The organism is Paenibacillus sp. FSL K6-4396 (genome assembly GCF_038002525.1).
In the GTDB taxonomy this organism is placed as follows: Bacteria; Bacillota; Bacilli; order Paenibacillales; family Paenibacillaceae; genus Paenibacillus; species Paenibacillus amylolyticus_B.
This window is the reverse complement of record NZ_JBBOCR010000001.1, coordinates 5037425-5052613: the sequence shown is the minus strand read 5'-3', so window position 1 is coordinate 5052613 and position 15189 is coordinate 5037425. Positions and strand designations below refer to the sequence as shown.

Annotated in this window: 5 protein-coding genes; all 5 read left to right on the top strand. The window is 50.9% G+C overall.

What is annotated here, in order from left to right:
• Positions 1–333: 333 nt before the first annotated feature.
• The 5 genes from MHB85_RS22245 to MHB85_RS22225 all read left to right on the top strand — a co-directional run bounded on the left by MHB85_RS22245 (position 334) and on the right by MHB85_RS22225 (position 14720).
• Complete coding sequence (locus MHB85_RS22245; protein WP_341073704.1) at positions 334–1710, top strand: class I SAM-dependent rRNA methyltransferase; 1377 nt, start codon at positions 334–336, stop codon at positions 1708–1710.
• A 428-nt stretch (positions 1711–2138) separates the two neighbouring features.
• Positions 2139–5642 carry a helicase-exonuclease AddAB subunit AddB gene (gene addB, locus MHB85_RS22240; protein ID WP_192133646.1) on the top strand — a complete coding sequence of 1168 codons (3504 nt, stop codon included), beginning with the start codon at positions 2139–2141 and terminating at the stop codon, positions 5640–5642.
• Positions 5639–10060 carry a helicase-exonuclease AddAB subunit AddA gene (gene addA / locus MHB85_RS22235; RefSeq protein WP_341073702.1) on the top strand — a complete coding sequence of 1474 codons (4422 nt, stop codon included), beginning with the start codon at positions 5639–5641 and terminating at the stop codon, positions 10058–10060. The genes addB and addA overlap by 4 nt, the downstream gene beginning before the upstream one ends.
• A 59-nt stretch (positions 10061–10119) precedes the next feature.
• Positions 10120–11304 carry an exonuclease SbcCD subunit D gene (locus tag MHB85_RS22230; protein WP_341073700.1) on the top strand — a complete coding sequence of 395 codons (1185 nt, stop codon included), beginning with the start codon at positions 10120–10122 and terminating at the stop codon, positions 11302–11304.
• On the top strand, positions 11301–14720 hold the full coding sequence (locus tag MHB85_RS22225) for an SMC family ATPase (protein WP_341073699.1): 3420 nt from the start codon (positions 11301–11303) through the stop codon (positions 14718–14720). The genes MHB85_RS22230 and MHB85_RS22225 overlap by 4 nt, the downstream gene beginning before the upstream one ends.
• Positions 14721–15189 lie beyond the last annotated feature (469 nt).

Sequence of the window (15189 nt, the reverse complement as noted above, 5' to 3'; positions counted from 1 at the left end):
AACTCATCCTATGAGTAAGAAAAGACAACCATGACAAGCCTGAAGGAAATCAGAGGGAACCGACCATTCCGTTCCTTCATTCAAAATTACGGAAATGCGTCTAAATTACCCGCCCCAATTCGAAAGATACGGTGATTCGTGCAAACGTAGCGAAGAAGACGAAATTGTTACCGAAGAAGCGAAGCGCTCGCCTTTATCCCCGGATTTTCCCTTTAAAGAAAGGGAATCAAAAAATCTGGGGATAACAGCGATCAGAGGAACAATTCGTCGCCGTAGCGTCTCCTTTGCACTAAACCTATCTTTTCAACTAACTATGAAAGAAGTGGATCTACCTTGCCATCAGTTACACTCGAACGCAGTCGCAAAAAGCGGCTTGAACATGCACATCCATGGATATTTAACAACGAAATTGCCTCTGTTGACGGAAACCCGGAACCGGGAGATCTGGTCAATGTATTGAATCATCAAGGTCGCTATCTGGCGACAGGATATTACAATCCCGCATCTCAAATCACTGTAAGGGTTGTAGCTTATCAACCTTTGGAGTCCGAACAAATGGATACGGCGTTTTTTGCAGCGCGTTTCCGCGATTGCTTGCGTCATCGGGAACGTTTTATCCAGGATGGAGAGGCTTACCGTCTCGTTTACGGCGAAGCTGATTTTCTGCCAGGATTAATCGTTGACCGATTCGGCAGCATTCTCGTTGTACAGTTGCTTACACTTGGCATGGATCGTTGCCGTGAAGCCATTGTACAGGCACTCATTGAAGTAATGCAGCCTGAAGGCATTTACGAGCGCAGTGATGTCTCGATTCGTGAACTGGAAGGTTTGGAGCAGACCAAAGGTCCGCTGTACGGAGAGTGCCCACGGCATGTCACGGTTACAGAGAATGGACTACTCATTAAAGTCGATATCGTGGAAGGACAGAAGACAGGTTACTTCTTCGATCAACGTGAGAATCGTGCAGCGATCGAACCGCTCATGAAGGGTTGGGGCTACAAGAGTGGAATCACACTTCAAACGACTGAGCAGGATGGCACAGAGCAGCTCTTGCCTGTGAATAAAAGCGGTAAGGTAGTTACATTCCCATATTGGGATGGTGCCACTGTACTGGAGTGTTTCTCACACACGGGCAGCTTTACGTTGAATGCTTGCAAGTATGGAGCTAAAAAAGTGACTTGTCTTGATATTTCGGAGCATGCCATTGAGAGTGCACGAACAAATGTGGAGTTGAATGGTTTCACCGACCGGGTCGAATTCGTAGTTGCTGATGCATTCCAGTACTTGCGTGAACAAGTGAAGGGGCTGGATGAACGTACTGCACGTGCGCGCGCTGGCGAACAAAAAGTAGATACTTCCAAAGCGCTTGCAGCTGGCGGTAAAACATTTGATGTAGTCATCCTCGATCCCCCGGCGTTTGCCAAGACGAAATCAGCAGTTAAAGGTGCATGCCGCGGGTATAAGGATATCAACCTGCAAGGTATGAAACTGGTTAATGAAGGCGGATATTTGGTAACAGCCAGCTGTTCGTATCACATGCGTCCTGACCTTTTCTTGGACACGATTGCCGAGGCAGCAGAAGATGCAGGAAAAGTACTGCGTCTAATCGACTGGAAGGCAGCTGGTAAGGATCACCCGCAAATTTTGGGTGTGGATGAAGGACATTACCTCAAATTTGCTATTTTCGAAGTGCGCAGCAAAAAGAATTAATCGTATGATTTCCGTTCAAATTTCACTGTATAGATTGGACTAAAGATTTACACGAGAACGTAGAGGACAGAAATAACCTGAAGAAGTGAAGCTAAAAGCTTTCTGAAGAGCTGCTTCGGAAGCATAATCTTCGCCTTTATTCTCGTTTTTTTTCACTTTTTAAAAATTGAATCAAGAAAATCTGGGAATAGCAGCGATCGGAGGGTTGTTCTGTCATCGGAGTGGCAAGTGTAAATTATCTTTAATTTAATCTATAGATCAAGTCAAAAGTCCACAGTGTGTGCTAGCTGCGGGCTTTTTGCTGTTTTGCTGTGTTAACGGAGATGATCTCCGGTTTTACCGGATAGTGGCAAACGTATGTTCCGAACCAAGTCAGATATGTTATACTGGGAATTAAAATCTTGTACGTGTGGTTTGGAGGATTAGACATGTCCGTTCGTTTTGTTATTGGCCGGGCAGGCAGCGGCAAAAGCTCGCTGATTACCCGGGAAATTACATCCCTGCTTCAACAAGAACCGCAAGGCACACCTTTGATTTTGCTCGTTCCCGAACAGAGTTCTTTTCGAACAGAGCAGGCATTGGTGTCTTCTGGAACAATTAAAGGTACGATGCGTGCAGAAGTGCTCGGCTTTCGCCGTTTAGCCTATCGTGTAATGCAGGAAGCAGGTGGTTCTGCTCGTATTCCGATCGGAGCCGAAGGCAAAAAGATGCTGCTCTACAAGGTCATCCAGCGCCGTAAGGAAGAATTAAAGCTGTTTGGTGCATCCGGCAGCCAGCTGGGTTTTATAGGCGAATTAAATGACTTATATAGTGAATTTAAACGTTATGAATTTGATCCATCATTGCTGGAAGAGGGGCTGTCTGGAGGGAATACCTCATCGACTTCGCCAATTCTGGAGGATAAGTTGCATGACTTGAATCTGATATATCGTGACTATGAACAGGAACTGACCAATTTATATATTGATGATGAAGACACGTTGACCGAGCTGACAGATCGTTTGTCGGAAAGTGCATTGCTGCAGGATGCCCAGATCTGGATTGATGGTTTTCAGGGATTCACGCCACAGGAGATGAGTGTGATTGGTCGGCTGATGTTGCAGTCCTCTTCCGTGACCATTGCACTGACATTGGATCGTCCTTATGATCACGGCGCACTGCCTGGAGAATTGGAACTGTTCTATCCCACGGCAAGTGCCTATGCGCGTCTGAAAGGGATGGCTGAAGAACTGGGTGTACCGAGCGATATAACCGTGCTAGATTCGGAGATTCCACCGAGATACAAGGATCGTCCGGGACTTGCTCATCTGGAGGCTGGTTTCGACCGCCGAATTCGTTGGAAAAGTGATGGCCTTGATTCCGGAATCCGACTGGTTGCAGCGGAGAACCGACGAGCTGAGATGGAGGGAGCACTGCGTGAGATGCGGCGTCTGGCGCAAAACGAAGGTGCGCGTTATCGGGATATGGCAGTACTTGTTCGTCAGTTGGATACCTACGCTGATATAGCTGAACCTCTATTCAGGGATTATGACGTACCCGTCTTTCTGGACCGCAGAAGAAATGAACTTCATCATCCATTATCCGAGTTTATCCGTTCGGCACTGGATATTGTTCGGCGCCATTGGCGTTACGAGGATGTATTTCGCTGTGTCAAAACGGATCTGCTGCTTCCGCGTGATGGTTCCATCACCCGTGAAGATATGGACCAGCTTGAGAATTATGTACTGGCTTGTGGTATTCATGGATATCGCTGGACTGACGGCAAACCGTGGAAGTATGTCCCAAGCCTTTCGCTTGAAGACAACGGTCAGGATGGACGTAGTCGAGGACGGGACCAAATGCTTTCTTTAATGGAGCGTTGTCGAGCGGTCATTACAGATTCCTTGGGTGTTTTTGAGAAACGAATGAAAAAGGCAAAGACAGCCAAAGCCCAGTGCGAGGCACTATACAGACTGCTGGAAGATGCTGAGATCCCATGGAAGCTGGAGAACATGTCTGCTGAAGCTAAGGCTCAAGGTGACCCCGAACGGTCGAGAGAACATCGGCAGATGTGGGGAGCTGTGCTGGATTTATTGGATCAGATGGTCGATATGATGGGGAATGAACGGCTGGATATCACGCTGTTTGCCGGGATGATCGAGACCGGATTGACGGAACTGAAGCTGGGTCTGGTACCACCGGCACTTGATCAGGTATTGGTCGGTTCCATGGACCGTACACGTCTTCAGGACATCAAATACGTATTTATCCTTGGTGCAGTTGATGGTGAATTACCCGCAATACCTCAGGATGATGGCGTATTAACGGAACTGGAGAGATCGTTACTGACGGAAAGAGGCGTGGCGCTTGGACCAGGTGCAACAAGGCAGATGCTGGATGAACGTTTTTTGATCTATACGGCACTTACAGCGGCAAGCAGCCAGTTGTGGCTGAGTTACCCTGTTGCTGATGATGAGGGGAAAGCACTGCTTCCTTCCGAGATTGTCCGCCATGTACGGAAGATGTTTGGTTTACAAGAACAGCCATTGCTCGCTCAACCACCGGTTGCGAACTCGGAAGAAGCACATTGGTCCTATGTCACCCATCCGGGTCAGAGTCTGTCTACGCTCATTGGACAATTGCGCAAATGGCGCCGCGGAGAAGACATCCCTGAAATGTGGTGGGCGGTCTACAATTGGCATGTATCTCGGGAGACAAGCAGACCTCAGCTGGAGCGGTTGATGGGATCGATCTTTTATCGTAATCGGGCATTGCCACTACGTACAGCTACCAGTCGCAGATTGTATGGCACAGAGGTGAGGACGAGTGTTTCGCGAATGGAGCGTTTCGTCGCTTGTCCGTTCTCCCATTTTGCTTCGCACGGGTTGCGTCTCAAAGAACGGCAATTGTACCGCCTTCAGGCTCCTGATATCGGACAGCTGTTTCATGCTGCACTAAGCCAGCTGGCTATGCGGTTACGTGAAGAAAATCGTAGTTGGGGCAGTTTGACTCCAGACCAATGCCGTCAGGAAGCCGAGCAAACGGTGGAGCAGATTGCACCACAGCTGCAAGGGGAGATTTTGCTAAGCACCAAGCGATACGGTTATATTTTCCGCAAATTGAAGGACATTGTTAGCCGGGCATCCGTTATTCTTGGGGAACAGTCCAGACGTGGAAGTTTTGAACCGATTGGGCTGGAGCTTGATTTTGGACCGGATAAAACGCTGCCCCCACTCCGTTTTGAACTGGAGAACGGATGTGTGATGGAGATCGTGGGTCGGATTGACCGTGTGGATGTGGCAGAAGGAGAGAATGGTCTGCTCTTGCGTGTCATTGACTATAAATCAAGCCAGACGGACCTCAAGTTACATGAAGTGTACTATGGTCTGTCATTGCAGATGCTCACCTATCTGGAGGTGCTGCTTAGTGCTGCCGAAGAATGGCTTGGGGAAACGGCGATGCCGGGAGGAACGTTGTATTTCCACGTGCATAACCCGCTGTTGCAATCCGCAAACGGCATGACATCGGAGCAGGCCGGGCAAGAACTGCTGAAACGGTTCAAAATGAAAGGTTTGCTGCTGGCAGACCGGGATGCAATCGCACAAATGGACAACACCCTGGATAAGGGGTATTCAGCCATTATTCCGGTTGCCCTTAAGGCAGATGGCAGCTTTTATAGTAGTGCTGCTGTAGCTACGCCAGAGCAATGGGATACGCTGCTTGCTTCGGTTCGCAGTAATATCCGTGAGATTGGTACCCGAATTACGGATGGGGATGTGGCCATTGAGCCTTATCGTATTCAACAGGAAGTGGCATGCACGTTCTGTCCGTATAAGCCTGTATGTCAGTTTGATGAGAATATAGAAGGAAATGAATACAACCTGTTGTCCAAACCGGGTAAACAGCAAATCTGGGATATGTTATCTCACACCAAGGGAGGGGAAACATCATGACGAATATGCCAAAACCGGAAGGAAGCTTCTGGAGTGATGACCAGTGGAGTGCCATCTCCGAAAGCGGAGAAGACATTCTGGTTGCCGCTGCGGCGGGATCAGGCAAGACAGCTGTACTGGTTGAACGAATTATTCGCAAGATCGCAGATCCCTCCCAAGGATTCAGTGTGGATCGCTTGCTTGTAGCTACGTTTACCAAAGCCGCCGCCGCCGAGATGAAACAACGGATTCGGGAAGCGCTGGAACGTGCGCTGGAAGAACAACCTGGAGAAGAGCATCTGCGCAAGCAGCTGTCGCTGCTTGGACGGGCATCTATTACAACGCTGCATTCATTCTGTATGGAAGTCATTCGCCGTTACTATCAGCAAATTCCGTTGAACCCGGCTTTTCGTATCCTGAATGAAAATGAAGCGGAAATCATGCGCCAGGAACTACTCGAAGAACTATTTGAGGAAAAGTATGGCCAAGAAGATGAAGGGAGTACATTCCGCGAATTGGTGGACTGGTTCAGTGGAGAACGAAATGATGATGCCATGCATCGACTGGTGCAACGATTGTATGATTTCTCCCGCAGTCATTCCTGGCCGGATCATTGGCTCTCAGAGATGGCATCCGCTTTTCAGGTAGAGAGTGTGGAGGAGCTGGGGCATTCAGCATGGGTTCAGAGTATTATGCGTGATGCGGCTCTTGCTTTAAGTGGTGCAGCAGGACTGCTCCGTCAAGGCATTCACATATCCATGCAGCCTGAAGGTCCGGCACCTTATGCAGATACGTTAAAAGAAGACCTGGTGATGGTAGAGGAGCTGTTGTCTGCGGCCCAGGTTATGCCATGGGAGAGGTTGCCTGAAGTGTTTCAACCTGCTACATTTGGCAAACTGAAACCCTGCAAAAAAGATCAGACGGACCCTGCTTTACAGGATCAGGTGAAGGAACTCCGTGAGGCTGCGAAAAAAGCAGTTACCGACCTGAAAGGTTCATTGTTCGGAAGAAGTGCGTTTTCGTTCTGGCAGGAGCTGGAGCAAGCGGCACCACTCATGCAGGAGTTATCGAGGTTGGTTAGTACATTTGGAGAACGTTACCGACAGGCCAAACAGGAACGTGGGCAAGTTGACTTCAGTGATCTGGAGCATTACTGTCTTCACATTTTGCGACATGAGGATTCAACGCCTGAACTCTCGATGCCTTCCGATGCGGCTATGGAGTACCGTTCGCGATTCGATGAAGTGTTGCTTGATGAATATCAGGATACCAATACGGTTCAGGAAGATATCGTGAAACTGATCTCCAGAGAAAACCCGGGTAACCGATTCATGGTAGGTGATGTCAAACAGAGTATCTACCGGTTCCGGTTGGCTGAACCAGGTCTGTTTATGAACAAATATCGCCAGTATGGAGCGAACACGCATGAGGACAGAAATGGTGAAGATCGCCCGAATCGTACAGGTCAACGTATTGATCTTGCGCGGAATTTCCGCAGTCGTGCGGAAGTCGTACATTCGGTCAATATGATATTCCGGCAACTCATGAACGAAGGTGTGGCAGAGATTGCTTACGATGAACGAGCTCAACTGGCATATGGGGCCACGTTCCCGTCAGAAACGCTTGGGGATGAGGCGTATACACCTGAACTCATGCTGATCGATCGTCAGGGCGGCGGTCCTGATCTGACAGAGAGTACGGATGAGAACGGGGATGCAGCGGTCTCCGCAGAACTGGAGAGTGCCGAACTTGAGACAGCGCAGTTGGAAGCACGGGCGATCGCAAGGCGTATTCGTGAGATGGTTGGAGATACGGACAAACCTGCCCTCCATGTATACGACAAAGCCCTGCAAACGATGCGGCCGGCACGTTACGGTGACATGGTCATCTTGCTGCGTTCAACCTTGATGTGGGCTCCGCTCATGATTGAGGAATTCAGACAGCAGGGAATTCCTGCTGGAGGAGAACAGAGCAAGGGCTATTTTCAGGCTACAGAAGTGGAAATCATGATGTCTCTGCTTCAGCTTGTTGATAATCCAAGGCAGGATATTCCGCTCGCTTCCGTGCTTCGTTCTCCCATTGTCGGACTGGATGAAGAAGAACTGGCACAGATTCGGCTTGGTGACAAAAGACAGTCATTCTATGATGCAGTTATAACGGCTGCTGGGGAATGGGGCGATTCTTCCACTAATGACGTACAACAATCCCGGCAGGAAAATCATCCTGATTCCAATATCGTCCAGTTGCAGTGGCCGGAAGCCTGGTCAGAGATGGAACAAGGACAGCGGGAGACAGCAGCTTCAGTCCAGGCTGAGATCCTGGATGATGTCTATGAATCCGATGCGCATACAGAAGGAATTCAAGATGTTGGTTTTACTGGAAATGCAAGCGAGGATATGGGTGTTACGGAGATTTCAGGCTCAGAGTTGCAGCAAAAGTTAATTCGCTTTTTGCGTCAATTGCAGCAGTGGAGACTTGAGGCAAGACAAGGCAGTCTGAGTGAACTGATCTGGCGAATGTATCGGGAAACCGGGTATTTGGACTGGGTTGGTGGTCTTCCCGGAGGGCTGCAACGACAAAGCAATCTTAAGGCATTGTACGATCGCGCACGACAGTATGAGGAATCAACTGCAAATCGCGGTTTGTTCCGTTTTCTGACCTATGTCTCAAGATTGCGGGAAAACGGGGGAGACCTCGGAACTGTAGCAGGTAGTTCTGGGGAGCAGGACAACGCCGTACGTATCATGACGATTCACCGGAGTAAAGGTTTGGAATTTCCGATCGTCTTTGTCGGTGGCATATCCAAGATGTTCAATCAGCAGGATCTGAACGCACCGTTTCTCATGCATAAGGAACTGGGATTTGGTCCGAGGTTCGTGGATCGTGAGAACCGGGTTGCCTATCCTACATTAGCCAATCTGGCGATACGTCGTCGTGCGCAATTTGAATTGCTTGCTGAAGAGATGCGTGTGTTGTACGTTGCGTTGACCCGTCCCAAAGAGAAAATGATTCTGCTAGGTACTGTAAAAGATGCTGCGAAAAAAGCGCTGGCATGGTCTCAAGTCAAGGATAGTCCTGAACTGGCATTGCCAGATTATCTGCTTGCTGCAGGACGGAGTTACCTGGACTGGATTGGACCATCCCTGATGAGACATCCAGATGCGGCTGTGCTGCGTGAACTTGCTGGAAGTCATGATTCGTTCTCGTCCTGTCTTGCAGATGATCAATCACGATGGGCGATCTCTATTATTTCCGCCGATCAGGTATCCCGTGACCATGTGGTGGATCAGACACTCGGAGAAGAAGACGGAATGACTGAGGTACGGAAAGAACGAATTGCTGCGCTAAAAGCTGTTCAGCCTGTGAAGGTGGTTACATCCTCAACTGTAGAAGAGCTGACGAAGAGTGCACAAGATACGGCTAACCAAAACATTGAAGATGAAGGTGCAGATACAGTAGCTCTTCAACAAGAGGAAACACGGCTGATCAACGAGGTTGATCAACGACTTTCATGGACGTACCCCTATGAAGCAGCAACTCAAGTAGCAGCCAGTACTTCTGTCACGGAGTTGAAAACGTTACTTGCGATGCAGGATGTCCAGTCCGTAGAGGTGATGGAGGAACTGGGAGAACAGTCCGAAAAATTAATGGCTCACAACACCCCAGGAATCAATTACACCAAAGATGAAGCAGGCCATGTGCTACGTGGCGTATCCGATCAATCTAACGAGCGCGAGACTGGATCAGGGGCAGATTCAAACGGTACGGTGAACCTTCCAGATGCGGGGTCTGCGGGTACGTCTTTCAAACTGCACCTGCGTCGTCCGAAATTCATGGAGGCAACGCAGCTGACAGGGGCAGAACGGGGGAACGTGTATCATACGTTGATGCAACATCTTCCTCTAGATGGATCGGCCATTGATTCACAGCTTATTGAGCAGACCACTCAGCGATTGGTAGAGCTTCAGATTTTGCTGTCCCATCACGCGGAGGCTATCGAACCGGAAGAGTTAGTTGGATTTTTCGATACAGAACCAGGGAAAGAACTGTTGCGTGCAGAATGGGTGAAACGGGAGATTCCGTTTGTGTATGGGCTTCCGGCACATCAGTCCCCTGTGGAGTGGCTACATGGACAGGCGGCAGCGAACTCAGGTATGCACACCATAAATGAAGATAGCAAACTGCAAGCCTCCATTGAAAATGAAACTGTGCTAGTACAGGGGATTATCGATTGTCTGTATGAGGTTGACGGCGAGCTTGTCCTGCTCGATTACAAGACAGACCGGGTGTTGGAGCATCGTGGTGGTTTGGATGAACTCACCAAAAACTATCGCTTCCAACTGGATCTGTATGGACGGGCTGTTGAAGATATATTAGGTCGGAAAATGGACCGAAAATGGCTGTACTTTTTTGATGGTGGACATGCAGTGAAAATATAAATGAACTTGATCGGAATTCAAAACCATGGATTTCATATAGGAGAGGGGTGGAACGGACGATGCGTATTTTGCATACAGGGGACTGGCATTTGGGAAAAACGCTGGAAGGACGAAGCCGACTGCGTGAACAGGAAGATTTCGTTGATGAACTCGTCAGACTGGCGGATGATCAGCAGGCGGATGCCATATTGATGGCCGGGGATGTGTACGATTCGGTGAATCCTCCCGCAGCGGCGGAACAACTTTTTTATGAAGCGGCAGCGCGTCTGACGGAGCATGGAAGACCCCTCGTGGTGATTGCAGGAAATCATGATCAGCCAGAGCGTGTGGCTTCTGTGACTCCGCTTGTGAACAGACAGGGCATCACACTCGTAGGGATGCCTACTTCAGAAGCGGTGACTATCCATGCCAAACGAACCGGAGAAATTGCACAGATTGCCGCATTACCTTATCCTTCTGAAGCAAGATTGAATGAATTGCTGACAACGGATGGGGACGAAAATGTGCTTCGTCAGGCATACAGTCAACGGGTGGGGATGTTAATGCAGCGTCTGGCCGCTTCTTTTCGCCCGGATACCGTGAACTTGGCCATGAGTCATATCTATGTGCTCGGCGGTCTTGAGAGTGATTCGGAACGTCCGATTCAGATCGGTGGGGCCTACACGGTGGACCCTTCGTCTTTATCGACTGGTGCGCAATACACGGCGCTTGGGCATCTTCATCGTGCACAGGCTGTCAAAGGAGACGGTGTGATTCGATATAGCGGCTCTCCGCTGGCTTACAGCTTCTCGGAAGCAGGGCAGAGCAAGTCTGTCACGATGGTTGATCTGGCGCCGGGCGGAGCTGCACAGGTAGAGGAAGTTTTGTTAACGTCCGGGCGTCCGCTTGTGCGTTGGCAGGCCCGTGGTGGTCTGGCAGAAGTATATCGCTGGCTGGATGAGGGACGTGATCCACAGGCTTTTATCGACATGGAAGTGTGGCTGGACGAGGCGATGTCCCTGAAGGAGATTCAGCAGCTGCGAAAATCACATGAAGGTATCATTCATATTCGCCCGGTGTATCCCGAAATGGCTGCAGCAGGGCTTTTGGAACAACGATCCGAGCTGCCTGTACATGAACTGTTCCGTAAATTCTATCAGCGTCAGACAGGTGGTGCACAGCCGGAAGACAGCCTGGTACAGCTTTTCCTGGAACTTGTGGATGAAGACGAGCCAGGTGTGCGTGAGGAGGTCGAGGAAAGATGAAGCCAATTCTATTAAAAGTTGCCGGACTGCAAAGTTATCGGGAGATGCAGGAGATTGATTTTACCGTGCTGACGGAGACGGGACTATTCGGTATTTTCGGTCCAACGGGTAGTGGTAAATCTTCCTTGCTCGATGCCATCACACTCGCCATGTACGGAAAAGTGGAACGTGCGGTGAATGGGACGCAAGGCATTATGAACCATGCAGAGGATTCGTTGTCGGTTGCTTTTACATTTGAACTGATGTCTGCAGAGGGGACTCGAAGATTTCGTGTAGAGCGACGTTTCAAACGAAATAATGAAGTGTCGGTGAGTAACACGATCAGCAAATTCATAGAGACGGTTAATGGCGAAGAACAGGTACTTGCCGACAAATTGGCAGATGTGAATCGCTGTGTTGAAGATGTGATCGGTTTGAAGATGGATGATTTTACACGGGCAGTGGTGCTTCCGCAAGGGAAGTTTGCCGAGTTTTTGTCACTAAAAGGCAGTGAACGTCGCCAGATGCTGCAACGATTATTCCATCTGGAGAAATATGGGGACCAGTTAGCCATCAAATTAAGCCGGCGGGTCAAGGATAATGATATGGTTCACCAATCTCTTGCTGCGGAGCAACAGGGACTGGGCAATGCCAGCAAGGAGACGCTGGAAGAAACGAAACGTCTTCTTCAAACCGCTGTTCAGCAGTCTGAATTGTCCCGCAAAACGCTGGATGAAGCTGCGAAGGAAGCTGAAAAGCTGGGCAGAATTCGTGAGTTAAGTCACGAACGGCAGGCCCGGATGGATGAACAGCAGAAGCTGAAAGCACTGGAACCACAGATAGAGGCAGGCGAACAACGGCTGAAACAATCCGTTGCGGCAGATGCAATACTGCCTGCGCTGCAGACGGTACGAGATGCCGCATCTACACAGAAGCAGCGGCAGGATACCGCCGAGACAGCTCATCAGCAAGCACTGGAACATGAGCGTCTGGCTGTTCAGGAAGCGGAGAAGGCTGAGACGGCACGCAAGCAAATGACTGAGGAAGAACCGAAACTTTTGCTGCGCCTGGAGCAGCTCGAACAAGCGAAAGAGCTGCAACGGGAACGGGACGGGCTTCAAGCCGATTGCACGCGCCTTGCTCAGTTACTGGAACAGGGGCAGGGCGAACAGACTGCGCTGGGACAGCAACTTGAGAAAGAAAAGGAGCTGCAGCAGCGCGGGCGCAAACGGCGTGAGGAACTACAAGAGAGCCTCAAGCCGAATGAGGTGAAGTCAGAGGAACGCAGAAAACTTCAGGCTGCGCTTGAACTGAAGCATCGTGTCGATACTGCTGCGGAGCAATTAAAGCAAAACAAGGCTGACATGCAAGCCTATAAGCAGTCGGCAGAACAGGGAGCCGACAAGCTGAGGGCGGCGGCTGAGGAAGAAAAACGCCTGAGTGATCAGCGTCAGCATCTGGTAGAACAGGCGTCAGCAGGTCTTGAGGCCTTGCTTGCCTGTGAGCAGGATATTAGCCGGGAACAAAGCTTGCTGGCCCTTGCGGAGGAACAGCTGCGTGGCACAATGCGTGAGCAGGAGCTGCATCAGCTGTCCTCCGCCTTGCGCGCCGAGCTGCGCGATGGCGAGCCATGCCCGGTGTGCGGCTCGCCGCATCACCCACTCCCGGCTGCGCCGACGGGAGAAGGTCCGCACGCAGGCGATGCGGACCTGGAACTGCTGCGCAGCCTGCACGCGGAGCTGCAGGAGCTGCGCTTTGGGCTGCGCCAGCAGCTGCACGAACGTCGCAGCCTGCTGACGCAGCTTGGCGCTGCGGCCGGCGATGCTCCGGCCGCAGCCGAGGCCGCGCCTGCGGCAGCGGAGCCCGAGCCCGCCGGGTCGCCCGAATACGGGCGCTCCCCGGCAGGCTGGGCATCGCGTGCCGCTGCGCTGCGCGAAGCCGCGCAGGCGCTGGCTGCCGCAGCAGCGCCGCTCCAGGCCGAAGCCGCCGCGTTGCAGCAGGCGGCTGTGGGCGCGCAGCAGCGGCGCATGGAAGCGGCAGCTGCGCAAGAGGCCGGCCGTGCCGGGCTCGCCCAGGCGGAGCGCAAGCTGGCCGAGAGCGAGGCTGCAGCGGCTGCCCTGCAGGGCCGCTGGACCGCGGAACTGCCGGGCATCGCTCAGGAGGAGGCCAAGGCCCTCTATCAGGCGATGCAGGAGCGCGATGCGCGCGCCGAAGACATCAAGGAACGTCTGAATAAAAGCGTGACATTCCTTGAGGAAAAAGATCAGATCATTCAATCGCTTCAGCAGAAGCTGGTGGAATTGGACAAACAACTGATCCAGTGGCAAACGCAGTGGCAGGGCAATAACAAACTGCTCGCCGAGAAAGAAGAACGCTTGCGCCAGTGGGTTGGGCAGCAGCGGGTAGAAGACCTGATTGCTGCGGCTCAGGCTCGTCTGGATGGACTGCGGAAAGAAGCTGCGGAGTCGGCACAACGCTTCAAAGAAGCGGATCATCTGAAGCAGGAATCAGCCAAGAAAGATGTCATGGCTCAGCAGGCTGCCGCCTCGGCAACAGAGCATCTGCAACAGGCACAGGAACGGTGGAATCAATTGCTGGAACAATCCCCGTTCGACTCGGATGATGCCGTTGTGTCCGCGGCGATACCTTCCCAGGAAGCGGAACGACTGGCGGGCGAGATCCAGCAGCACCGTGAACGTGAGCGTGAATTGGCATCCCAATTGCGTGAACTGGAACAAAAGCTGGGTGGAGCTGTCGTATCGGAGGAACAGTGGTTAGCCTGCACCGTACGTTTGCAGCAGGTCCGGATTGAGGATGAAGCTGCCCTTCGTGCCAAAGCACGCGCAGAACGTGATCTGGAGGATGTGGAGCAGCGACATGTTCGCTGGACCGAACTGGAGAACAAGAGGTTGGAGGTCAGCCGTCAAGGCGAACTGCTCAGCAAACTTCAATCCGCATTCAGAGGTAATGCATTTGTTGAATATATTGCAGAGGAACAACTGATGCAGGTCAGTCATGCGGCATCTCAGCGTCTGCGCTTCCTGACCAAACAACGTTATTCACTGGAGGTGGATTCCGGTGGTGGTTTTGTGATCTGTGATGATGCCAACGGAGGAGTCAAACGACCGGTATCGACGTTATCCGGTGGCGAGACGTTTTTGACTTCGTTGTCATTGGCCTTGGCACTGTCGGCCCAGATTCAGCTGCGAGGTCAGTACCCGCTTCAATTCTTTTTCTTGGATGAAGGGTTTGGTACACTTGACCCTGAGCTGTTGGATACTGTCATTACGTCTCTGGAAAAATTGCATGACGACCGATTGGCTGTTGGTGTCATCAGTCACGTGCCTGAACTGCGTGCACGCTTGCCGCGCAAACTTGTGGTAATTCCGGCAGGTGAGGCCGGAAACGGCTCACGTGTGGTCTTGGAGACTCTGTAGAGGGCAAATGTGTAAGCAATATAGATCATAGAAGCGCCTCTAATAGTCCATGCAAAATGAATATTAGAGGTTGTTCAAAAAGTCCGCTTTTGATTACGAATGGTGTCTAGCGGCATCATCAACATCGAATATGGAATTCAGCCGAAATAAGCGTCTTTTTGATACTGAAAACCGCCTTTTTTAAACACGCACTATTACCGAATATTATTTTTGTGAAAATATTTCTTTTCTTGCTTTTATAATATAGCGGAGTGAGTTACATCACAGATACAGGTTCATCCCGCTGTTATACTACAGTTAAGCCGACAAACTTGTTTTAAGTACCCCGGTGGACATCTGATCAGGACGTTTCCTGAATAGATGTCCGCGCAGCAGCCTTCCAAGGAAGCCGCTCACGGGGTGCTTCTTTTTTTTGTGTTTTCTCGTCAGTAGTGTCAATTCGCCCAGTTTTGAATACCATGAAAAGGTG